This is a genomic window from Vibrio alginolyticus NBRC 15630 = ATCC 17749 (assembly GCF_000354175.2).
Classification (GTDB): Bacteria; Pseudomonadota; Gammaproteobacteria; order Enterobacterales; family Vibrionaceae; genus Vibrio; species Vibrio alginolyticus.
The window spans coordinates 1,593,969-1,617,773 of sequence record NC_022359.1 but is presented as its reverse complement, the minus strand read 5'-3'; the positions used below and the strand labels follow the sequence as shown (position 1 = coordinate 1,617,773).

The 23,805-nt window shown below is 44.0% G+C and carries 20 protein-coding genes and 2 pseudogenes; 15 read left to right on the top strand and 7 right to left on the bottom strand.

The window, feature by feature from the left end:
- Nucleotides 1-216: 216 nt before the first annotated feature.
- A complete protein-coding gene (locus N646_RS22465) occupies nt 217-570 on the top strand; it encodes a DUF3024 domain-containing protein (protein WP_017821084.1) in 354 nt (117 codons plus the stop codon).
- Nucleotides 571-603: 33 nt separating this feature from the next.
- On the opposite strand, the gene N646_RS22460 is transcribed toward N646_RS22465, so the two are convergent.
- Both N646_RS22460 and rnb read right to left on the bottom strand, forming a co-directional pair.
- Complete coding sequence (locus N646_RS22460) at nt 604-1,413, bottom strand: helix-turn-helix transcriptional regulator (RefSeq protein WP_017635750.1); 810 nt, start codon at nt 1,411-1,413, stop codon at nt 604-606.
- Between the two features lie 71 nt (nt 1,414-1,484).
- The gene (rnb, locus tag N646_RS22455) at nt 1,485-3,488 is read right to left on the bottom strand and encodes an exoribonuclease II (RefSeq protein WP_017821083.1); all 2,004 of its coding nucleotides are present in this window, start codon (nt 3,486-3,488) and stop codon (nt 1,485-1,487) included.
- Nucleotides 3,489-3,901: 413 nt separating this feature from the next.
- Between rnb and N646_RS22450 the strand changes: the two genes are divergently transcribed.
- Nucleotides 3,902-5,833: a DEAD/DEAH box helicase gene (locus N646_RS22450; protein WP_005375680.1), complete on the top strand. Its 1,932-nt coding sequence runs from the start codon at nt 3,902-3,904 to the stop codon at nt 5,831-5,833.
- Between the two features lie 72 nt (nt 5,834-5,905).
- Here the strand turns inward: N646_RS22450 and N646_RS25195 are convergent.
- Nucleotides 5,906-6,149: pseudogene (locus N646_RS25195) on the bottom strand (EAL domain-containing protein); the annotation flags it as partial.
- Between the two features lie 71 nt (nt 6,150-6,220).
- Entirely contained in the window at nt 6,221-6,451 is a 231-nt protein-coding gene (locus N646_RS25190) for a hypothetical protein (RefSeq protein WP_224721257.1), read from the bottom strand.
- A 468-nt stretch (nt 6,452-6,919) separates the two neighbouring features.
- Between N646_RS25190 and N646_RS22435 the strand changes: the two genes are divergently transcribed.
- A complete protein-coding gene (locus N646_RS22435) occupies nt 6,920-8,113 on the top strand; it encodes an acetate/propionate family kinase (RefSeq protein ID WP_017821080.1) in 1,194 nt (397 codons plus the stop codon).
- 69 nt (nt 8,114-8,182) lie between these two features.
- Here N646_RS22435 and N646_RS22430 read toward each other — a convergent pair whose 3' ends face one another.
- On the bottom strand, nt 8,183-9,112 hold the full coding sequence (locus N646_RS22430) for a LysR family transcriptional regulator (protein ID WP_017821079.1): 930 nt from the start codon (nt 9,110-9,112) through the stop codon (nt 8,183-8,185).
- 128 nt (nt 9,113-9,240) lie between these two features.
- Here N646_RS22430 and N646_RS22425 point away from each other — a divergent pair, with 128 nt between their 5' ends.
- The 4 genes from N646_RS22425 to N646_RS22410 all read left to right on the top strand — a co-directional run bounded on the left by N646_RS22425 (nt 9,241) and on the right by N646_RS22410 (nt 13,103).
- Nucleotides 9,241-10,155 (top strand): alpha/beta hydrolase, encoded by a 915-nt coding sequence (locus tag N646_RS22425; protein ID WP_017821078.1) that lies wholly within the window; start codon nt 9,241-9,243, stop codon nt 10,153-10,155.
- Between the two features lie 72 nt (nt 10,156-10,227).
- A complete protein-coding gene (locus N646_RS22420) occupies nt 10,228-11,166 on the top strand; it encodes an alpha/beta hydrolase (protein ID WP_005375705.1) in 939 nt (312 codons plus the stop codon).
- A gap of 205 nt (nt 11,167-11,371) precedes the next feature.
- Nucleotides 11,372-11,674 carry a hypothetical protein gene (locus tag N646_RS22415; protein ID WP_017821077.1) on the top strand — a complete coding sequence of 101 codons (303 nt, stop codon included), beginning with the start codon at nt 11,372-11,374 and terminating at the stop codon, nt 11,672-11,674.
- 409 nt (nt 11,675-12,083) lie between these two features.
- Complete coding sequence (locus N646_RS22410; RefSeq protein ID WP_017821076.1) at nt 12,084-13,103, top strand: alpha/beta hydrolase family protein; 1,020 nt, start codon at nt 12,084-12,086, stop codon at nt 13,101-13,103.
- A 123-nt stretch (nt 13,104-13,226) separates the two neighbouring features.
- On the opposite strand, the gene N646_RS22405 is transcribed toward N646_RS22410, so the two are convergent.
- Nucleotides 13,227-14,033, bottom strand: coding sequence for a sulfite exporter TauE/SafE family protein (locus N646_RS22405; RefSeq protein ID WP_017821075.1), 807 nt, complete (start codon nt 14,031-14,033; stop codon nt 13,227-13,229).
- A gap of 122 nt (nt 14,034-14,155) precedes the next feature.
- Between N646_RS22405 and N646_RS22400 the strand changes: the two genes are divergently transcribed.
- The 6 genes and pseudogenes from N646_RS22400 (at nt 14,156) to N646_RS22375 (ending at nt 19,457) form a co-directional block, all read left to right on the top strand.
- Complete coding sequence (locus N646_RS22400; RefSeq protein WP_005375710.1) at nt 14,156-14,950, top strand: AraC family transcriptional regulator; 795 nt, start codon at nt 14,156-14,158, stop codon at nt 14,948-14,950.
- A 339-nt stretch (nt 14,951-15,289) separates the two neighbouring features.
- Nucleotides 15,290-15,958: a DUF1826 domain-containing protein gene (locus N646_RS22395; protein ID WP_017821074.1), complete on the top strand. Its 669-nt coding sequence runs from the start codon at nt 15,290-15,292 to the stop codon at nt 15,956-15,958.
- Between the two features lie 4 nt (nt 15,959-15,962).
- Nucleotides 15,963-16,433, top strand: coding sequence for a Fur family transcriptional regulator (locus tag N646_RS22390; protein WP_017821073.1), 471 nt, complete (start codon nt 15,963-15,965; stop codon nt 16,431-16,433).
- An 82-nt stretch (nt 16,434-16,515) separates the two neighbouring features.
- Nucleotides 16,516-17,850 carry a dihydroorotase gene (locus N646_RS22385; RefSeq protein WP_017821072.1) on the top strand — a complete coding sequence of 445 codons (1,335 nt, stop codon included), beginning with the start codon at nt 16,516-16,518 and terminating at the stop codon, nt 17,848-17,850.
- 44 nt (nt 17,851-17,894) lie between these two features.
- Nucleotides 17,895-18,455: an LbetaH domain-containing protein gene (locus N646_RS22380; RefSeq protein WP_017821071.1), complete on the top strand. Its 561-nt coding sequence runs from the start codon at nt 17,895-17,897 to the stop codon at nt 18,453-18,455.
- A pseudogene (locus N646_RS22375) lies at nt 18,445-19,457 on the top strand (CobW family GTP-binding protein). Before N646_RS22380 ends, N646_RS22375 begins: the two are co-directional and overlap by 11 nt.
- Before the next feature lie 207 nt (nt 19,458-19,664).
- Here the strand turns inward: N646_RS22375 and N646_RS22370 are convergent.
- A complete protein-coding gene (locus N646_RS22370) occupies nt 19,665-20,537 on the bottom strand; it encodes an aspartoacylase (RefSeq protein WP_017821070.1) in 873 nt (290 codons plus the stop codon).
- Between the two features lie 147 nt (nt 20,538-20,684).
- Between N646_RS22370 and N646_RS22365 the strand changes: the two genes are divergently transcribed.
- Together N646_RS22365 and N646_RS22360 are read left to right on the top strand one after the other, a co-directional pair.
- Nucleotides 20,685-21,944: a peptidoglycan DD-metalloendopeptidase family protein gene (locus tag N646_RS22365; protein ID WP_017821069.1), complete on the top strand. Its 1,260-nt coding sequence runs from the start codon at nt 20,685-20,687 to the stop codon at nt 21,942-21,944.
- Between the two features lie 522 nt (nt 21,945-22,466).
- Entirely contained in the window at nt 22,467-23,681 is a 1,215-nt protein-coding gene (locus N646_RS22360) for a CobW family GTP-binding protein (RefSeq protein ID WP_017821068.1), read from the top strand.
- Nucleotides 23,682-23,805 lie beyond the last annotated feature (124 nt).

Below are 23,805 nucleotides of genomic sequence, written 5' to 3'. Positions count from 1 at the left end.
TGATATTGCGTTCAGGTTACACTTTTGTGAACTGTTAGCGCTAAACAGGGGAATTGTTTCTAGTCAAGAGGTGATGGAGCTAGCGTTTCCAAGTGGACTGAGATGATAATATAGCTATCTTATACTTGAGTTAGGTAGATAACTACCATCGGTGATGATGTAAAGGTTATATACTAGGATCGACAGCTCTAACTATCATCCATCGGGAGAACGTTGATGTCAGTGTCCCAAATGGCGACAAGTCGTTTATACAAATCAGTTCAATCGCTCTGCTCTGCGCGTAATGCTAACTTGCCTGTCGAACAGGGCAAGTGCCTCTATGAGCTAGTAGAAAATGGCGTTGAGCTTCATCGGGCGCATTTTCTCCTCGACTCCCAGCATAGCGAGTATACTTCTCCCGTCGCGAAGATCATGTTTGATGAGGAAAACCAACTTTGGTATTTCTATGTTCCCACATATCACAACGAGCTGTTAAGGTGGGTGCCTTATAAGCCACTTCCATTTAGCCGAATGCTTGAGGACTTACTCAACGAGTTGGAGCGCGATCCTCAAGCGTGTTTTTGGGAATAGGGCGAGCCCAACGGATGCGAATGCCGACATGATTTATACTTTAGGCCTAACAACTTGGTTTCTAAAGTCTTTGGGGGTCATGTTGTAAACGGATTTAAATGCTGTACTGAAATGCGCTGCACTTTTAAAGCCAGACTCAAACGCTATTTCTGTTATTGATTTTTCTGACTTGCGCAGTTGGGTTGCTGCGAAGTTTATCCGTTTCACCTTTAATATCTGAGAAAACGAAAGATCATCTGCGGCGAGGCGACGTTTTAAGGTTGCGATGGACATGCTCATATGAGCCGCTAAGCCTTCTAGCGTGATGTCTTTTTCAATATTACCCTCAATGTACTTAATGGCTTTTTGAGAGTCGCTCAGGCTACTTGCATCATCTATGATAGATAGGATGTTTGGCTCTACCTCAACCATCAACGACAGCAATGCCATTGCGATATGGCTTTGTGTGTAGTCTGGAGCATTGCGACTCGCTAACTTAACCAACATGTCCTTCAATTGTGCTACTTCGCTACTGGATTGCGTTGAAAAAGGATAGAAGCGCCTTTCTTCCGTTTTGGAACGTAGCATCGGGTGCGCTTTCTTAAAGTCACAGAATATATTTGGATTGAAGACTAAAGCCAGTGCTTTAAAGCCTCCGTCACTAGAGACGGCTTCTGCACTGCTCAGATCTGCGGAGTTATAGAGTGTGAAATCTCCGGCTTTAAGTTCAAATTGCTCGCCATTAGGTTGATGAACTAATAGGGCACCTTCTTCAACAATATATAACCCATTATGTGTTGCAGTGTAACGCTCACTTTTGCGCGCAGTGAAGTGATTAAAGCGAATGATCTCAATGTTCGGCATACTCTTTCTTATCGTTTTACATAACAAATAAAAAAGGCGCTCAATAGAGCGCCTTTTAACTTCATTCGGTATTACTCACTTACAGTCTGTTCTGTTTGTGCTGCTGGTTGTTCAGCGAATACCTGGGTTGGCTTTGCAACTAAACTGCGGTTTTCTTGGTTTACGTCCGTAAGGACAATTTCCAATGTATCCCCAAGTTTGTATACGATCTCTTTATCGATAGAGATGGTACCGTTGTCGCCATTGCACTCAATTCTTTCTTTATTATCAAGAATTAGTGCACCAGGAATAAAGGCTGCTGCGCCATTTTCGAGAAGTCGGACACGTGCGCCTGCACGATTAATATCGAAAATCTCACCTGTGAAACAAGTTTTCTTACTCGGCTCATCAGCAAGCGTGCGTGCATATAGCCAATCTGAGACATTTCGCTCAGCGATTTTATGATGTTTACGATGTAGAGCTAGCTCTTCGCCTACTTGGTCATCTGGTTTTTGTACGGGTTCTTTACCAAGGATGACGGCCTTCAACATACGGTGGTTGATCATATCACCGTATTTACGAATTGGTGATGTCCAAGTTGCATAGATGTCTAAACCCATTGCGTAATGAGGCAGAGGCTGATTACCCACCTCACTGTATGCTTGGAACTTACGAATGCGGTTATCTAGATAAGACGTTTCTTGAGCTGCCAACCAGCGGCGCAACGCAGCAAAGCCTTCTAGCGTAGCAATAGACTCCGCTGTGAACTCCAACTGGCCTTCTGGATTGACAAGTTGAACCACTTCTTCAATCTTCTCGTTCTTGATACCTGCATGCGTATTGAAGACACCTGTTTCAAATTTATCGCGTAATGTACGACCTGCACAGATGTTTGCGGTAATCATGGATTCTTCAACAAGACGGTTTGCACTGCGGCGCATGTCTGCGTGGATAGCGATTACATCGTTATCTTCACTGAGCTCAAAACGGTAGTCAGGACGATCAGGGAAGACCACTGCGTTTTTCTCACGCCATTCAGCGCGAGCAAGAGAGAACTCATAAAGATCACGAACGATGGTCGCGATCTCTTCAGATGGCTGCCATGCTTCAGAGCTGCCGTTTTCTAACCAATCAGACACGTGATCGTATGCTAGGCGTGCATGTGATTTGATGTTTGCCGCGAAGAATTTAATATCGTCGCCAATCACACCATCTTTACTTACCGTTACGGTACAGCAAATAGCAGGGCGGGTTTCACCTTCAATCAGAGAACATAGGTTGTCCGCTAAATCGCGAGGTAGCATCGGGATGTTGCGTCCTGGAAGATAGATAGTATAGCCACGCTCACGCGCTACTTTATCCATTTCATCTTCAGGTGTGATGTAAGCGGTTGGGTCCGCAATAGCGATGGTGAGTTCGAAATCGCCAGATACGGTTTTCTTCGCGTACAGCGCATCGTCCATATCTTTAGTCGATTCACCGTCGATAGTGACGAATGGAACATGAGTCATGTCTACGCGTTCTAGCTCCGCGTCGTCTTTCAGTTCCCAGTTATCGATGCCTGCTGGCTCAGAGTTTGGTAGATCGTTTTGAGCAAGCGTTACCCACCAAGGCGCAATTTTATCATTCGCGTCAGTGATTTTTTCAGAAATTTCTACGAAGAAAGAGTTATCGCCTTTTAGAGGGTGGCGAATAAGATGTGCGACAACCCAATCACCTTCGGCGAACTCGTCAGGTTTTAGACCTTTCTTTAGTTTCGCTTTAAGAGATAGCTTTTTAAGCTGTGGGTGATCAGGTGCTACGTTGAGCTTGCCTTTGAACATTTTTACTCGACCAATAAAGCGAGTCACGGCTTGTTCTAGCAGCTCTTGTGGCTCTGCAACTTCGCGTTCATTTTCGGTGCGGATAATGGCGATGACTTTGTCACCGTGCATGCACTTTTTCATGTACGCAGGCGGGATGAAGAAGCTCGTCTTACTGTCCACTTCCAAAAAGCCAAAGCCTTTATCTGTGGCTTTTATTGAGCCTTCTTTTTTAGGCAGGTTTTCTTGGATTTGCTGCTTAAGCTGAGCGAGTAGTGGGTTATCTTGAAACATCTTTTCTTAAATTACCTATGGAGTTGGGCACACTATAATCATTGCGAGCTATTATTACTACCTGTGGAGCGTAATTTCGCCGTGAATTTTGCCAATTTAACCACGAGAAATTGGCTTAAATATTGATGAAATTCTCATCTGTGAGTTACGCGAATCTACGGGGAATGGTAGGGTTGGTGGAAAAATATGCTAAAAATACCATTGTTGAGAATAAATTGTGATGTAATTCAATTTTTTCTGGATTTTTTTATGCTTTTAAGGAATAATCCGCCTCCCTTAGTCGTCCCTAATGGCTTATCGCGGTTGTGTACTGTGCTGTGTTCCCGTCTGAATGGAATCAGTATCTGGATGGATCAGTATCGAATTGGAAGAGCATATGGGACTGTTTTTTTGTTTAATTAAGTAGGATCCCAATGCAAGATTCTGTTATTCAATTCAGTGATTTATCTCTGAATGATTCTATCCTTTCTGCTCTAGACGGAATGGGTTTCGTGTCACCAACTCCAATTCAGGCTGCGGCAATCCCACACCTATTGGAAGGTGCTGACGCGCTGGGTAAAGCTCAAACAGGTACAGGTAAAACAGCAGCGTTCTCTCTGCCTCTTCTCAACAAACTCGATCTAAACCAACGCAAACCGCAAGCGATTGTACTTGCTCCGACTCGTGAGCTGGCAATTCAGGTTGCAGCGGAAATGAAAAACCTTGGTAAAAACATCAAAGGTTTGAAAGTTCTAGAGATTTACGGTGGCGCATCTATTGTCGACCAAATGCGTGCTCTTAAAAGTGGCGCTCATGTAGTTGTCGGTACTCCAGGCCGTGTTCAAGATCTTATCAATCGCGAACGTCTACACCTAGACGAAGTTAGTACTTTCGTTCTTGATGAAGCAGACGAAATGCTAAACATGGGTTTCGTAGATGACGTAACTGCGATCATGGAGCACGCTCCAGAGTCAGCACAACGCGTTCTGTTTTCTGCAACTATGCCTCCAATGCTGAAGAAGATCGTTGAACGTTTCCTTCGTGACCCTGTAACGGTTGACGTTGCTGGTAAAAACCACACTGTAGACAAAGTTCAACAACAGTTCTGGGTAGTGAAAGGTGTAGAGAAAGATGAAGCAATGTCTCGTCTTCTTGAAACTGAAGAAACTGACGCGTCAATCGTATTCGTACGTACTCGTCAAGATACTGAGCGTCTGGCTGACTGGCTATCTGCACGTGGCTTCAAAGCAGCTGCACTGCACGGTGACATTCCTCAGTCTCTACGTGAACGTACTGTTGATCACATCAAACAAGGTGTTATTGACATCCTAGTTGCAACTGATGTTGTAGCTCGTGGTCTTGACGTTCCACGTATTACGCACGTATTTAACTACGACATCCCATTTGATGTTGAGTCATACATCCACCGTATCGGTCGTACTGGCCGTGCTGGACGTAAAGGTAAAGCGATCCTTCTAGTTCGCACTAACCAAATTCGTATGCTTCGCACTATCGAGCGTGTAACTAAGTCATCTATGGAAGAAATCCAACTTCCTCTACGTGACCAAGTTGCTGAAGCTCGTCTAGCTAAGCTAGGCGCTGAGCTTGAAGCAGAGAAAGAGCACAAAGCACTAGACAAATTTGCTGAGTTGGTAGAGAAACTACAAACTTCTCTAGACATCGACCCTGCAACACTTGCTGCTATGCTTCTTAAGCGTCAGCAAGGCAAACGTCCTCTGTTCTATATTGGCGAAGACCCAATGGTTGAAGCAATTGAGCGTGACAAGCAACGTCGTAAAGAGCGCCGTGAAGGTGGTCGCGACGGCGGTCGTAACTTCAACAACCAAGACTGGGATACTTACCAGCTTCAAGTTGGTCGTGAGCAAGGCGTTCAAGTTAAAGACATCGTTGGCGCTCTAGCAAACGAACTAGGTCTAGGTAAAGGTTCTATCGGTGCGATCAAACTAGCTCAAGGTCACACATTCGTACAGCTACCTAAAGCAATGACTTCAGACGCGGCGAACAAGCTAAGCAAACTACGTATCCGTCAACAAGATGTTGGTGCTGTAGTATGTGACTTCGATGATTTCCGCGAGTCTCGTGGTGGTCGCCGTGACGGTGGTCGTCGCGATGGTGGTCGTCGTGATGGCGGTGGTTACCGTGGCAACCGCGAAGGCGGCAATCGTGGTGGTGATCGTCGTGAAGGCGGTCGTCGCGAAGGTGGTTTCCGTGGTAACCGTGACGGCAACCGCGATGGTAATCGTGAAGGTGGCGAACGTCGTTTCGATCGCAACCGTGGTGGTGATCACCGTGGTGCACATCGTGGTGAACGTGGTCACGGTCGTGGCCGTCGTACAGACGCATAATCACGAGTGATTAAAGCGACGGTTTAAGTTGCTACAAAAAGAATTGAAAGCCGAGCAAAGCGCTCGGCTTTTTTATGCGCGTCTAATACGGTTTTGCTTTTCATCGTGTTTGTTTACCCAACTTATTACTTCGTCTAAGGGCAGGGCAGAACAAGTAACCCTGAATGATGTCACAGCCTCGACTTCTCAAAAAATGCAGTGTGTCCATGTCTTGAACGCCTTCTGCTACGACCGAATACCCTAATCCATGTGCTAGCGCAATCGTGTTCTCAACGATAGAGCGGGAGCCTTCAGTGCGGCTTGCTGTGAAAAGAAATTAACCAGCTTACCTTGAAACGTATTATCAATCTTTCGACGTTTTTGAGGTTATCTCATAATTTGAATCAGTCATTGGCCTTCAGGTTGTGTCATGTCTTCGATAGACTCAAAGTAGTATTTACGATAAGGGAGCCCAGTAAGAGCGTCATGGACGGCATTGCGCTTCTCTCTTTCAGCAACAGTATGAAGCTTTAATATCGAATCGTTGCTCCACTTAATCACCAGCACGACAAAGATACTGCCGCCAAAAAGTATAAGAGAAACCCCCGTTTCTAAGAGAGAAGTAATAGGTTTTTGCATGATAGCGTGCAAAAAAACGGCATAAGCAAAAATGAAACAGCTGATTAACAATAATAGGAAAGTCCACCCGGTTACGTCAGTTTTCGAGCAGATGTTTTTTGTCATCTGCCATCCCCAGCAGAGCAAAATCAAACCTAAGATCACTAATAGAAATGCAATAGTGGGCACATTATTACCCCGATTTATTGATTGGTTTGTTATTTTTGTTCACCCAATAAACAACGTAGCTTATATATCTGACTTTGTACAAATTGACCTATTCATAAATTATGTTTAACAAGTGATATTTTTTAGTCTTCAAATAAAATCAAAACTTGCTACAGATCAACAAAATTTGTTCAATCAAATCGCTTTTACTAAAAGATTGTTGAAAGATTAAAAAATTATTGAATAATAGAGGGGCAAACAAGAAGTACGCAGCGCACAAGCGCTATTACAACCTCTGCTCTACAACAGGATAACTATTTCATGTCTAATTCGTTTGTACTGGTGATCAACTCTGGTAGCTCTTCATTAAAATTTGCTGTTATTGATTCTGAAACCGGTGAAGCTTTGGTATCAGGTATTGGTGAGTGTTTTGGCCTACCTGAAGCTGAAATCAGTTGGAAATATCAGGGAGAAAAAACCGTTGAAGCAATTCCAGCTGGCGGTAACCATCATCAGTACGCTGTTGAGCGAGTGGTAAAACTACTCGAAACTCTAGGTTTGAGCTCAAAATTTGTCGCTGTAGGCCATCGCATTGTCGCAGGCGGTGAAACCTTTAAAGGAACTGTGAAAGTTGATGAAACAGTTATTCAAGAAGTAGAGCGCCTTGCTGAACTTGCACCACTTCATAACAAAGCGAACGCTGAAGGCATGAGAGCGGCAATGGCGGCGTTCCCTTCACTGCCTCAATTTGCTGTATTCGACACTGCTTTCCACCAAACAATGCCAGCCAAAGCCTTTATGTACGCACTTCCTTACGAGCTTTACGAAGAGCATAAAGTGCGTCGTTACGGTGCTCATGGCACAAGCCACTACTACGTAAGCCGTGAAGCAGCGAAAATGCTAGATAAGCCGGTTGAAGAAAGCAGCTTTATCACTGTGCACTTAGGTAACGGTGCATCAGTGAGTGCGGTTAAAAATGGCGAATGTGTTGATACAAGTATGGGTTTGACGCCGTTAGCTGGCCTAATGATGGGCACTCGCTGTGGTGACCTCGACCCAAGTGTTATCGAGTTCCTTTTCCGTAAAGGCTGGGAAAAAGACGAAGTGTTCGAGATGATGAACAAGAAGTCAGGTTTCTTAGGTGTATCTGGTGTGACAAGTGATGCTCGTGGCGTACTAGAAGCAATGGAAGCGGGGAATTCACGTGCGAAGTTGGCATTTGAGATCTTCACTTACCGCGTTGCGAAATACATTACATCCTACCTCGCGGCTCTGGATTCATTAGACGGCATCATCTTCACTGGTGGTATTGGTGAAAACTCACTACCAATTCGTCGTGAAATCTTGAAAAACCTAAAACTGTTAGGTTTTGTTGAAGATCAGAAAGGTAACGAAGATGCAAGATTTGGTAACGCAGGTGTTATTGCAACATCTGAGTTGTTAGGTGCCAAAGCTCTTGTTATTCCTACTAACGAGGAATTTGTGATAGCCAAACAATCGGTTGAGCTATTGTAATATATAACGAAAACAGAAAGTTAAAAGCGAGCCTCGTGCTCGCTTTTTTTACTTAAAGCAATTTGACAATTACTCTTTGGGTTTCAGAGCTTCGCGCTTTTCGATTAAAAAATCCATCAAGACGCGGATTTTTTTCGGCATATGCTCTCGTGAAGGTATATACAAATAAAACCCTGGAAACTCTTTGCACCAAGGTGTCAGAACTCGGGTCAATCTTCCCTCATTTATGTGCTTTTCCACCCATAAATCAATATGCTTCACTAAACCCACACCCTGTATTGCAGCTTGTAACATACTATAGTCATCATTAAAAATAGCATTGCCTTTAGGCTCGAAAACGAGGGTGCGCTTTGCAACATCTGGAGAGGTTAGCGACCAATGATCAATTGTTCCGCTAGAGGTAAAACGATAAGCAAGGCAATTGTGATCTTCTAAATCCTCAGGAGTTTGAGGTAGTCCATTTTGCCTAAAGTATTCAGGAGAGCTCACTATTGCCGTTGTTAACGGCGGAGTAATAGGGATCGCAACCATATGTTCATCTAAGCTTAATCCTAAGCGAATGCCAGCGTCAACGCCTTCTGCGACGATGTTAGAAAACCCATCATCCATGATTAGCTCTAGGCGTATTTTAGGATAACGAGAGAGGAACTCACCTAGATAGGGCTCAATAAGCAGCCGAGCAGCGGTTCTTGATACACTGATACGGATTAATCCCGAAGGCTCAAGATGAGAGTCGTTCAATTCGTTAACGACCTGCTCAATGTTCACCAATGAAGGTTGCAAAATATCAAGCAGACGTTGGCCTTCTTCCGTCAGCGACATACTTCTGGTGGTTCGATTAATTAACCGAACTTGTAGCTGTTGTTCTAACGCTTTTAGGTGTTGTGATAAGGCAGCACGGGTTACCCCCATTTCTAAGGCTGCTTTAGTGAAACTGCGATGGCGAGCAATATGTGCAAACCACGTCAGTGATGAAATTAAAGAAGGTTCTATTCTCATTTGTTAAGTATAACTAAACAGTCATGTAGATAAAACGATATTTATCCGAAACAGTGTGTTGACTAATATTACATCGAAGCTTAGGTCAGCCTGAGATGAACAGTTAACCTCTAATGGAGAATGTCGCTATGTCTAAAGTCACTTTCAAAAATCTCAATGGTCAAGGTATTGAGATTTCAGCGGTTATCAACTTCCCTACAGATTTTGATGCAAGTAAACAATATGCGGCGGTTGTTGTTTCACACCCAGGTGGTGGCGTAAAAGAGCAAACCGCAGGCCTATATGCGAGTAAACTTGCAAAAAGCGGCATAATTGCCATTGCGTTTGACCGTTCGTATCAAGGTGAAAGTACAGGTGAGCCTCGCCAAATGGAAAACCCTTACACGAGTACTGAAGACGTGAGCGCAGTCGTCGACTATCTGACAACGTTAGAGTACGTCGATAACGATAAAATTGGCGCAATGGGGATTTGTGCTGGTGCGGGCTATAGTGCAAATGCAGCGATCAATGATCGTCGAATCAAAGCACTGGGTATGGTTAGTGCCGTAAACATTGGCCAAATGTTCCGTAATGGTTGGGATAATTCGGTTAACGATGCTGACGCTGTTGGTTACTTAGAATTTGGTTCGAATGCTCGCACAACCGACACGAATGGTACAGAATTCGCGACTATTCCTCTAGCTCCGATGCGTGAAGAAGATGCCTCAAATGCAGAGCTACGCGAAGCTTGGGAGTATTACCACACACCACGTTGTGAACATCCAAATGCGCCGGGTTTTGCTCTAACTCGTAACTTAAACCAGATCATTACTTACGATGCGTACCACAAAGCGGAAGCATTCCTAACTCAGCCAATTCTTGCTGTCGTTGGTAGTGACGCAGGCAGCAAATGGATGAGTGATGACCTGATAGAACGTGCAGCGAGTTCAGATAAAACCTTGTATGCCATTGATGGTGCAAACCATATGTCGCTTTATGATGTTGCCGAATACGTCGATGACGCAGTATCCCAACTCGCATCTTTCTTCCAACGCACTCTTTAATATTCCCGATGAAAGGCTCAATTGCTTCGAGCCTTTCTGCTCTCAAGGCTTTTTACTCTTAAGGTATTGATTATGAATATGCAAAAAATCACTTTTAGAAATGCTGATATGGCTTGGGATATGTCTGCATTAATTTTATTTCCAGAAGGCTTCAATGAATCGAAACGCTACCCAACAATGATAAGCGTTCATCCTTTTGGTAGTTGTAAAGAACAAACATCCAGCGCTGTCTATGGTAAAGCCCTTGCTGAGTTAGGTTACGTCGTGATCGCATTTGACGCGAGCTTCCAAGGAGAATCGGGAGGATTGCCTCGCTACGTAGAAGACCCAAGTCAACGTGTTGAAGATATCAGTCGCGTTATCGACTATGCAGTAACTTTACCATATGTCGATGAGAATAGAATTGGTGGACTCGGTATCTGCGGCGGTGGTGGTTACATGATCAATTCAGCCCTAACCGAAAAGCGCTTGAAAGCTGTCGTAGGTATTACGCCTGTTAACTTAGGCCGCTTGTTCCGTGAAGGCTTTAGTATGTACGACCCTATCGCCAATCTTGAAGCTATGGCTGCACAGAGAACAGCCGAAGCTCGCGGCTCAGAGCTGAAAATCGATGAACTTCTTCCTCCAAATATTGAATTTGCAAAAGAAAATGGATTAACAGAACGAGACGTGTTCGAAGCTACTGAATACTACAAAACATCACGTGGACAAACCGAAGGTGGTGCAACTCGTATGCTGTTTTCACATGCACAGAAAACACTGAGCTGGGATGCCTTTGCATTTGCCGAAACGTTATTGACTCAGCCTGTTATGGCCGTGGTAGGGCAAAAAGTCGGGGCGTTTGGTGCTTATCGTGATGGGCAGGAAATTTATGGCCGCTCTGTTCAATCAAAAGACCGACAGCTGGTTAATTTGGAAAATTGGTCTCACTATGAACTGTATGACCATCCAGAAGCAGTCGGCATTGCAATGGACAAGGTTTCTGCATTCCTTGAAACACACTTAAAATAATCTAATAAGTTAGAAGCGTTTTGTAGAGTTGCAAAGCGCTTATTTTTAACAGCGTAAGATGTAGTTCGAAGCGAGTAGGTCGGTAAATCTTCGTGCGAATAACCTCATCTACAGGCTATTGACTAAATACCACTGCCAAATACTGTTTAAGACAATGTAGACTGAGACCTAATTAAAGGCGTTAGATAGGAAGGCAGTTTAATTCATGCGCAAATCAGATAAGAAGGTCGAGAATCTAATTAGAGAAGTGTTGACCGAAGTTTGTGAAGATACGCTAAAAGGCTACGATGGCTTTCTTTGGGTGACTCATACCGTCAAATTCTCTTCTTTTCCACAAAGTTTAGAAATAGTCTGTGTATTCGAAACGAAGCAAGATCGAGCTAACTTTTTTGAAGGAGAGGGCCGCCAGCATGTTTCCACAACTATTCAAAAGGCATTTAATAAGGTAGGAGTGCAACTAGAGAACGTCAGTAAGCAAATCAGTTACGATACAAAACAAAAGCATTAGCGCAGGCAGCAATGGTCCGTAATAAAATGGTGCTTGGCTACCTTGCTATAAAAATGCAAAGGGCACTGGATGGGCAATGAAGCTTCAGCTCACTTAGATATACATCGGTGTAACTATGAGTTATGGAGTTATGGAGTTATGGATTGTGAATACGGTTGGTTTTCTAATGTTGCCTTAAGAGGCCATGATTAGTCGTTTACAATGAGTAAAGTACAAACTTCTGCATGGTGGATATCCGCAGAAAATTATTGAAAAGAAAGGCTCTAGCTGGAGCGGTCTATCATTTTCTTTGGGTTACCTCGACTATGAATAGCTTAATTGCTATGTTTCGCAAAATATATGGAGAATCTCCTGCGCGTTATTTTTCTAGATGCCGTGCAGAATAATGTGTTGACCGGCTGAGGGAAAAATGAAAACCAAAATAATAATGTCGTTTCTACTCGCTACATTGTGTGTCAGTGCCAGCGCCAGTACGAATGAGCCGAAATACCATTCTGCGCTAACAATCAAAACGGGATTCAGTGAAGACAGAGATAAGCCAGTAGAAGTCTATTATTGGTATCCCACAACGAACGAAAAAAACAATTTCACGTTTGGTAGGGGGAACATTTTTAAATCAGTCGAAACGCAGTTAGATGCCCCTTTAGCAAGTGGAAAATTTCCCGTTGTGCTTTTGTCGCAGGGCGGAACACGGTCAGCGTTTTCCCACAGTGGTTGGATAGCCTCGAGCCTGGCGCAACAAGGTTATGTCGTTGTGGTACCAAAGCCTCCTGCACCGAACGAAATCAATGCAGAAATGGCTGTCGATGAAATCACATTCAGAACCAGTGATTTGGTGCTTGGGCTGAACGAATTAAGTTCGGTCGGGATACTGTCCGGAGGCGTAGATACTGATGCAGTGCAGGGGGTCGGCTTTTTTCTGGGCGGCACATCTATGCTGATGCTCTCCGGAGCGCAAATAAGCCCGGAGAAATATCGAACATCGTGTCACAACGCCACCAATGTAGACTGTCATTGGTTACGTGAAAATAACGTTGATATTACCAGCATCCCGGATCAAAAATTTCCCCGATTTCAGTCTGAAAACAAACTGAAATCGGTCGTCGTTATCAACCCTGAGCTAACGAAAACTTTTGTCCCTGAAACTCTGGCCTTGATGAACAATGCTATCACCGTGGTGGCGCTCTCTGATCGGCTATATCCCGCACTGACACCAGCTGAATCATTTGTTGCTCTTCCCAATGTGACGTTTCAAGAGATCCCCAGTGCGAGTCAGTTTAGTGCGTTCGCAGAATGTACTGAGCGTGGCATTAAAATTCTCGCATCAGAAGGGGAGGAAGCACTTTGCCAGGAGCGTGACGAGGTTTCCAGAAAGGACAATCATCAGCACATTTTGGATGTAATTCTGGCCAGGTTAACAAAGTCATAAGAGTGCAACAATGAGGAGCTTTCTTACACATTGTGTGCTTGGACCAGCAAAGCGAGAAGTAAGTTTTTGCAGGCTTATCCTTTCACCATAGTGCAAGGCCTACTAGTGACCGTGTTATTTGCTCTAACTAAGTACTTGTACCAACATTTTGAAACTTAGAAGAACACACAAAATACCAACGATTTTCTTAAGAACTTTATTTGGGAAATACTCTGCACAACGTACGCCGAGGCTAGTAGTTAAGTAGCTACTAATGGAGAAGCTGAGCATTGCAGGAAGGTATATGTATCCTAAGACTAAGTTGTTCCAATCTGTATTTTCCCATCCGTTTAACATGTAACCGAGGCTTCCTGACAGCGCGATAGGGAAACCTATCGCAGCAGAGGTTCCAATAGCACGTTTTACTTCAAAATTTTGCTGGACAAGATAGGGGATGATCAACCCCGCACCGCTTATAGAGACAAGTGCTGATACAGAGCCAATGACCGAGCCTACAGTGATATTACCGATAGCCCCATGTGGGTTAGGGTTGTACTCATTTTCAGTGTTGAGGAACATCTTATAAGCAACATACAACATGAATACGCTGAAAAAGCCTGCCAGATAGACGCCTCGTAGATACGATGCTACGAATGTGGCGCAAAATGTTCCGACTAGAACTCCGCTCAACATTTTTACTACCATTGTCGAGTCTACATTCTCTTTTTTGTAGTGAGCGCGCATGCTGCCCAATGTTGTAACAATCATCGAAGCCATTGATGTCCCCAACGCAAGATGCACTACTTCCGTATCAGCTATTCCCTGTAGTGAAAATAGAAACGCAAAAATAGGGACGGCCATTCCACCACCACCCACACCAACGAGTCCTGCGAGAAAGCCAATGCCCAAGCCTGCCGTAATGTAATAGATAATAAAGATAGGTTCGTTCATGATGGTTCTGCCTTCGATAAAATGGTCGTTGCTAAAATGTTACTCGAACGCTAACTTGCTATGGTAACGTTAAGAGGACAGAAAATAATGAATAATGGCCAAAATGGAATTGAGTAAATAAAGTGACAAACTCTGATTACAGCGAATGGAAAAATGGCGCCGCACTGATCGTTAAGGAGTGGCAGCATGAAAGGAGCGACTTCAACCATTTGGATCAACGGCCACATAATTGGCACAGTCATCATCGAGGCCAGTTACTGTGTATAGATGAAGGGCTAATTCAGGTCAAAACCGATGAAGGAACGTGGATACTACCACCTCACCGAGCTGGTTGGATCCCCCCGGGTGCGATGCACAGTGTTTATTTTTGTGGTTCTCTGAAAGGTCGTTCATTACTGTTTACTCCAGAGAGTTGTGAGCGGTTTCCAATGAGACCTTGTGTTATCCAAATGAGCGATGTGTTGAAAGCCCTATCGGTTAGAGCATCGATATGGAGCAAAACAGACGATCTATCCATACAGTCTTTACGTATTCTTGCCGTAATATCCGATGAAATCGTCAATAGCCCTCATGAGTCACTCCACATCCCGCTGCCCAGAGATCCGAGACTGCAAAAAGTTACTCAAGCAATTTTAATAGACCCAAACAGCAAACATTCTGTGGAGCATTGGGCCAATATTGGGGCAGTCTCATCTCGGACGTTAAGACGATTGATTCGAAGTGAGTTAAACATGAGTTTTAATGAATGGCGGCAACAAGTACTGCTAATACATTCATTAGAAATGATAGCTCGAGGGGAATCTGTAGGAGCGGTTGCACATGCTTTGGGTTATTCGACGCCCAGCAACTTTATCGCGATGTTTCGTCGGGTCTATGGCGATTCACCTACGCGTTACTTTTCTAATCGCGGAATATAATTTCCGTGCTCGCATGCTCATGATGTTCCCCTAATTATTTTTAATCAAAAAAGGTAAATATTGAAAAGATTAATTGTTATGTTATAACATTACTTTGTTTGGGGCTCTACAATTTGTTGTTTAAAGAATTGATCTCACAACCAGTAGTCTCCTATTGAGAGAGAGTAAACGTTGATTTCTTCACAAGCGTTGTCTGACTTGACTCTACATGGGGTGGGACTGTGTCAATATGTCCGTGAACTAGAGCGAAATCGTAACGATTACTAGGTCTCATAGCCCTAGAAAATCAACGTTATTAAAACCTTTACCTGACCTTTTTAACGCTTGGGAGGAAGATATATGAGCATTGATGTAGTTGAGAACCCGCTTCGTGTCCAAACAACATCATCGTTGGCGATATCGACAGCAGCGAACATACTTAGCGACATCTACAAACCAGAGCACAATATTGCCATATGGCAGCGAACGCTCTCGAAAGAGTTGACGAAGGACATTAATCTGATGCTGGCACAGGAGCCTAGATTGGCACTGGTACAAAGTGTCACGCCAGATGATGCTGCACAATGGGTACGAAGCAAGTTAAAGGGCTATGCGTGTGCTGATGCGCTGAGTGAAGATGTTGCTTTAATCGTCGATATGTTCTGCTGTTTGTTTGAGGTTAAAGAAGCAGGTTTGAGGCTAACTCGCCTAGACAGCCCGATGTGCCCGAAATTTCACTTTGATCGTGTGCCTTGCAGACTTGTCATAACTTATACCGGCCGAGCGACCGAATGGTTAACCAACGATACCATTGATCGCACTAAACTCGGTGCCGGTAGTCTTGGTCAACCTGATCACCTATCGGGCTTATACGACTCTGAAAGTGCCATACGACGAATGCAGCCTGGCGATGTTGCCCTGCTCAAAGGAAGTGGTTGGGAAGGCAATGAAGCCACTGGACTTATACATCGCTCTCCACATGTTGCAGACAATGAACGTCGCTTACTACTCACATTGGATTTCATCTAGAGATATGAGAAAGCTCAAAACGGTAGATGACGTCATGAAGCAGGTAGAGAAAATCTGCCTGCTGCGAGGTAAACAACTCACTACTAAACGGAAATTGATACTGACTTCACTGCTATATGCGGAGAAGCCGCTTTCTGCCTACGAACTAGTTGACTACTGCAATCACAACTTTTCTCAAAACATTCAAGCGATGTCGGTTTATCGAATACTCGATTTCCTTGAAGCAGAGCACTTTGTCCATAAGCTCAATACATCTAGTAAATACGTCGTTTGTTCTCAAATCGCGTGCGATCAGGAGCATGGCGTTCCACAGTTTTTGATTTGCTCTCAGTGTGGAAAGGTTAGTGAAATAGCGGTTGAAGCCAATGTTATTTCTAGCGTATGTGCGAAAGCCATACAAGAAGGCTTCACCGTTCTTAGCCCACAATTTGAGATTTCCTGTGTTTGCGATGAATGCGCAAACCGCCCCCTATGAGGCAGACACACGATCTCCCCTTATAGCTTCACAAGGTGACCGAGTATTGGCCACCTTTTCAAATTATCTAAAAGAATGAATTATGTCAGCAACATTGATTAAAAACGCTCGGGTGGTCAACGAAAGAGCCATTACCGAAACAGATTTACGTATTGTTGATCAAAGAATTGACAAGATTGCTACTAATATATCCGTACAACACGGAGATATTGTAATTGATGCTAAAGGGGCTTACTTACTGCCAGGCATGATTGACGATCAAGTGCATTTCCGAGAACCTGGGCTGACACATAAAGGCACAATTGCAAGTGAGTCGCGGGCAGCGGTGGCCGGCGGTATTACAAGCTACATGGAAATGCCCAATGTTAGTCCGGCTACAACGACTATTGACTCGTTAGAGCGCAAGTTCGCTCTCGCTAAAGAAAGCTCGTTTGCGAATTATTCTTTCTACCTCGGTGCAACCGAAGACAATCTTGAACAGATTAAACAACTTAACCCCAAACAACATTGTGGTGTGAAAGTATTTATGGGGGCATCAACAGGAAATTTGTTAGTCGAAGATCCGCAAGCGTTAGAGTCAATTTTTCGTGACTCTCCAGTACTCATTGTTACTCATTGTGAAAGTGGGACTGTTATTAAACAAAACCAGCAAAAGCAAAGGCTTAAGAAGCCAGGTTTCACTATCGAAGACCATCCCATTTTGCGTGACGAAGAGGCCTGTTACGCTTCATCTTCTTATGCGGTAGAACTTGCCAAAAAGTATCACAGCCAACTGCATGTGCTGCACATCACAACGGCGAAGGAGCTAGCACTTTTTGACGAGGGAGACATTCGAGACAAATCAATCACCGCGGAGGCTTGTGTTCACCATCTTTGGTTCAGCAACAAAGATTATGGCGCTCTTGGTAACTTGATCAAATGTAATCCTTCAATCAAGTTTCCTAGTGACCGCGATGCGTTGTTAAAAGCGTTAAATACGGGGCAAATAGATATCATTGCAACAGACCACGCTCCTCACACTTGGCAAGAAAAACAAGTGCCTTACGAGCAGGCTCCAGCCGGACTGCCGTTAGTTCAGCATGCGTTACTTACTCTCTTCGAGCATGTCCGTTTAGGTCATATGAGTTTGACTCAAGTAGTCGAAAAAACTGCGCACAACCCGGCCATTCGCTATGGCATTCAAGGCCGAGGTTTTATCCGTGAAGGTTACTACGCCGATTTGGTGTTGGTTGATGCTCATACCCCAACACGAGTTAGCAACGAAAACAGTTTATATCATTGTGGTTGGTCGCCTTTTGCTGGACATGAATTTTCAGCTCAAATTCAAAAGACTTGGGTCAATGGCGCGCTAGTTTATGCCAATAACAAAGTCATCGATAAACCAGCTGGAGCGATGCGTTTATCCTTCAATCGTTAAGTCGCTGACCGTAAAAAAAGAGCCATAAACAAACTGGAAGCATTATGTTAAGAAGAAACCCAACGGGCCATATGCCACAGGTGTCCTCAACAGCCTTTATCGATCCAACCGCTATTATCTGTGGCAAAGTCATTATTGAGGATAACGTTTTTATTGGACCCTATGCTGTTATTCGAGCTGACGAAGTTAATAACCATGGAGACATGGAAGCTATCGTCATCAAACGTGACACCAATATCCAAGATGGTGTCGTAATTCACTCTAAGGCAGGGGCTGCGGTGACCATTGGTGAGCGCTCATCCATTGCTCATCGTTCGATTATTCATGGTCCTTGCCAGGTTTGTGATGATGTTTTCATTGGCTTCAACTCCGTCGTGTTCAATAGCGTCATCGGTGAGAGGTGTGTTATTCGTCATAACTGTGTCGTCGATGGCCTCGATTTACCCGCTTATTTCCATGTACCACCGATGACCAATATTGGTGTCGGTTTTGATTTAGAGAGTATCTCTAAAGTGCCGCCAGAATATTCAGCTTTTTCCGAATCCGTCGTTTCTGCCAACCATGAACTAGTCCAAGGCTACCGGAGAATTGCCAATGAACTTTAATAAGCCACTGATTTCGCGAGTGCCGACTAACATCATCACTGGCTTTCTCGGGGTGGGGAAAACATCGGCAATAATGCACTTATTGACCCATAAACCGAGTCATGAACGTTGGGCTGTATTGGTCAATGAATTTGGCGAAGTTGGTATTGATGGCAGCTTGTTACAAGGCCAAAAAAACAACAAGACCAAGTGTTTATTCGAGAGGTCCCCGGGGGATGTATGTGCTGTGCAGCAGGTCTTCCGATGCAAATCGCCTTAAATCAATTATTGTCTGAAGCAAGGCCAGATCGATTGTTGATTGAACCTACAGGCCTTGGTCATCCTAAAGAAGTACTGCAAGTGCTATCGACCGAGTATTATCGTCAAATTCTCGCTTTGCAAAAAAACATTACTTTAGTCGATGCACGTAAACTATCGGATCCTAAGTACACTGAGCATGAAACGTTTAACCAGCAAATCACTATCGCAGATACAGTGGTAGGTAATAAGCGCGATCTCTATCAAGATGAAGATGAGCAAAAGCTGACGGCTTATATAGCAAAGCTCGGTCTGCGGGAAACAAAAGTGATTTTCGCTGAACATGGCGCTATCCCTTTTCATGAATGTGAGGGAGCGACTCGTATTGACGTGCAAAAAACGCCCTCTGTTCTTTATCGTGAAAGAGAGAAAAAGTCACTTGTTCCTGAGTTGCCTATGCCTGAGAGCGGCATTCTAAAAGCAACCAATCAGGGGGAAGGTTTCTACAGTATCGGTTGGCGTATATCCGCTGAAAACGTGTTCGATCATCAAAAGCTGAGATTATTGCTGCTCGACCTCAAGGTCGAACGAATGAAAGCGGTTTTTATCACGGGAAGCGGTATTTTTGGTTACAATCTAACATCAGATGGACTCACAGAGTTTGAACTAGACGAGTGTTCAGAAAGCCGCCTAGAACTGATCTCTTCCGGTCTAGATGACCAATTTGAAGATAGATTATTTCGATGTTTGGAGAAGGCATCATGATAGAAAAGAGAAAACTCTCCTTTTAACCATAATGTCTTACCTCCTTAAAATTCTAGTGGGGTTTCTTTTAAAGCTGCGCTTAGGGCACTTATGCTGCCGTATTAGGGTGGGGTTAGTACCCGTATTTTCTGCCTATGCGGTTCAGGCACAGTTTTATTCATGGGGTGAGGTATCCACGTTACACGTGGCCTAATTACTTGCTTTAAGTTACACGGAAGAAACACGTCTTTTTTTAGCGAGGGCCATTGCTATATTTGCGGTACTGTAGGCGCTCTCATTGATAAAGTGCGGGTAAATTTCCCCTTTGCCATTCCAATGGATATCATAACCAGCGAAAGTCGCTAATAAAGGTGCTCCTGGTTTGACCGCCTCAAAATCTCTGCCACAAATAGTAGGGTGTACTAGTGCTTGCCGCATACCCTCTTGATCAAGTGGAACCCTGATTTCTTCGGTGTAAAAAAACGCCTCATAATCGCTCAGTAAGCCTATTTGGTTGAGGTTGTGCTTTTCAACATAGTCCAATACTGCGGTAAGCATCTGTTTCATCAACTCCAACGTACTGTACTCTAGCGCACCATGTGCTTGCGCCCCGACCTCAATCATTATTCCATATTGCCCAGCAGTACAAAGGTAAGGTTGCTCTTGCCATTCTTTTCGCTCTTCGAAAAGGACATGTGCTGATGGCATTCGTTGTTTGACGTACGCGCCCAGTTTCCGATAAAACACATCGTTAGAAAGCAAAATCAACGTCGCTCCCATATTGCTTGTTGTATTGTGCAGGTCAACAATCAACAGTTTTTCTTGGTTTGCATATTTCTCGATAAATTGATGTGCAATCTTGCTTTCATGCAAATCAGGACAATGATTGCTATTCATTGCTGAGAACTCGCGATTTAAGTCTGTATCGATGTATCGGACGTTGTGTTTTGCTGCTTCGGAGTTCGCGATGATCGAGCAGGCTGAAAAGGTTGATCTATTGACAGAGTAACGTTTTTCTTTGATTAGTTTATGTAAATAAATACCAGAAAGTTCGTTTCCGTGTGTTCCTGCAACGATAAGTGCTGAATTGAATGTGTTCATTATTGAGCCTTCTCAAAGAGAATGGGTTGAATGACTGGTCTTCTCTTAGCCAATCCAGTGAACTGAATAAACGTTTACTAAACTGAGTAAAAACAATCCTAGATATGTTATAACATAACAATCGTTGTTATTGATACTTAGTTTCTCATGAGTCAGTTTAAATTTATTGCTTTAATCGTTGCTGTGTTTTGTTTTTCGGTCGCTTTGCTTCTACCTACAGAGGATGAGCCAAATCAAGATAGTCACAGCACTCAACTGAATCAAAGCAGTGATTCGTCACCACCTCCATCATCAAAGATAGTGGTTCCCTCAGATAGCAGTTTGACTCCGTTGCCTAAACCTAAACAAATACACTACATAGTTAAAGTGGGAGATACGCTCAGTGGTATCTTCGCTCAATTGGGTCTCCCTTACGGTATTTTGCAGCAAATTCTCTCAGTTGATCTTGATCACCTCCAGCTAGATATGATTGAGCCCGGAGAAGAGCTTGAATTAGTGATGGATGACATGGGGCAATTGAGTCGACTAATTTATCATATGAGCCTTGTAGAGAAGGCTATCTACACTAGAGAAAACGATGGCTCCTTCTCTTACGAATTTCAGGAAATTTCAGGGGAATGGCGTGAAACCTTATTTTCGGGAGAAATCAAAGGGAGTTTTTCAGTCTCGGCACATCGAGTAGGATTGGCATCAGGCCACGTCGCAAATATTACGCAGGTGATGAAAGATAAGATTGATTTTGCGCGATCTCTTAGAGCCGGTGACCGTTTCGATATATTAGTGAAACAGCAATATTTAGGTGAACACAAAACTGGCAATAGTGAGATTAAGGCTATTTCTTTTAACTTAGCGAAGGGCGAAGTCGCTGCATTTCTAGCCGAGGATGGACGGTTCTATGATAGAGCTAGTAACAGTTTGGAGCGAGCGTTTAACCGTTATCCTGTCGATAGGGCATACCGCCGAATCACCTCTGGGTTTAACCCTAAGCGTAAACACCCAGTGACGGGAAGAGTCACCCCGCATAACGGAACGGATTTCGCGACACCAATCGGTGCGCCAGTTTATTCTACTGGGGATGGAAAAGTAATTGCGGTCCGCAAGCACCCTTATGCCGGTAATTATTTAGTGATTGAACATAACAGTGTGTACAAAACTCGTTACCTACACTTGAATAAAATCTTGGTTAAAAAAGGTCAAGTTATAAAGCGTGGGCAAAAAATAGCCCTCTCTGGGAATACTGGTCGTTCAACCGGACCACATTTACATTTTGAAGTTTTAGTTCGTAATCGTCCGGTTGATGCAATGAAAGCCGACTTACCTATCGCGAAGTCGCTTCCTAACATCCAGAAACCTTCATTTTTGGCGCGAGTATCAGAGTTTGATTATCTAGTAGAAACGAAAAACTGAGTCCCGACAATTTGTTAGGGCTCAGTTATGCTATTTTGTGTTATGAGGTTGGAGCAATAGGTGAGTCTCAATATGTGTTCCTAGAAGAATAATGACTGCGATTTTTTCTTTTACGTGCGCCCACATCCGCAACATCGGACGCTTTGCAACAACCTCCGCCTTTGATCGGCCTACGTGAAAACATCACACCAATTGCGAGCATCGCAATACAACTTAGGAAAATAAGAACGGTAAGAACTAAAGTCATAACACCACCTCCTATAAATCGCTGTATTGTCATCTTTCTCCAATTTTATAAACAAAGCAATGGTCGTTTTGTAACCACTTATTATTTTTATCAATAGTCAGACCTTTGCTGGTGATGAAACGTGATGAGAAACGAAGGCGAGTTCTGAGAAATCAGCCCCTGTGATCTTTACCGATTCTAAGTTTTGGGTCTAAGACAGCAATTGGATTCCTTCTATAACTCAATACATTGTTATGTTATAACATGTGTTTATTCAGAGTTTGTAGGTCAAAGGTATGCCATCAATTCCAGTCACCATTTTGCATGGGTTTCTCGGGTCAGGGAAAACCACGTTTTTACGCAACATTCTTCAACAAGCCGATTCCTCTGGTATTGATCTTTCCGTTATTGTGAATGACATGAGTGAGTTAGACGTTGATGGCGTGCTTATCTTAAATACCGATGCGGTGAGTGAAGAGCAGGGCAACTTTGTCACGATCAGTGGAGACAGTATCAGCAGCCCGAGCGGTGTAAAGCAGCTCGATAAAGCCCTTAAAAAGCTCTGCGTAGAAAAATCGCCAGAATGGATTGTGATTGAAACGTCGGGCAGTAGTCATCCATTGCCTTTGGTTGAGTATTTCAAAAACAACGCACAATTCGCACTCAAAGACGTGATTACGTTGGTGGATGCAACTTGGTTGCGAGATGACTATCGACAAGGTTCTGCGTTAATTCCGAAGTGGCAGGAGAACGTACAGCTGGGTGTTCGCGGCGTTGAAAACTTGTTGGTAGAGCAAATCATGTTCTCAAACCGTGTCATGCTCACCAAGACGGACAAAGTGGATGACAATACCGTTCGCAACATCGCGCAGGCGATTCACCCGCTTAATGTTTACACCGAGATAATCAAAACGTCATGGGGAAACTTGGATATCCGCATGTTGAAAGGTGAGCAAGACTACAACTTCTTCCTCGTTGAGCAATTAATCGCCGAACTACGTGAGACGGTGAATGAGCCGTTGAATCTCTCTGATAAAGACGAACAAAGCCTTGTCGCGAAAGTGATCAAAGATGATCGACCTTTTCACCTTGCGCGTTTGTGGAATACCTGCCACCAGTATTTAACTAAAGGTGTGTTCCGCAGTAAGGGGTTCTTTTGGTTTCCAACTCGAGACGATGTTTCACTGCTTTGGAGCCAAGCAAGCGGCAATGTGGGGCTTGAAATTACAGGCTTTTGGCGCGCTTCGGTAATCAATGACGAATCGCAAAACTTCACTGAGGAACATCGTCAAATCCTGCAAGATAAGATAGACAGTGTTGAAAGCCGCTTTGGTGATCGTCGTTGTCGCTTAACGGTGATTGGGCAAGAAAACGAAGTCGATGTGTTTATTGATGCGCTGGAAAACTGCTTTTTAACGGATGCGGAATTGGAGCAGTGGCAACAGGGGGCAACATTTGAAGATCCTTGGCCAAAGAAAATAGCTAAGTTGAGCCAGAAGAAGACAGTTTGAATGTACTGGTGAGGATTCCCTTGGTGCATGTTTGAATCTCGGCTTGTACCAAGAACGGACTTACTGAATTGGCTCGGTATACCAAAATTGGCTCTGTGTAACGAAAAAGCCTCCCGAATGGTGG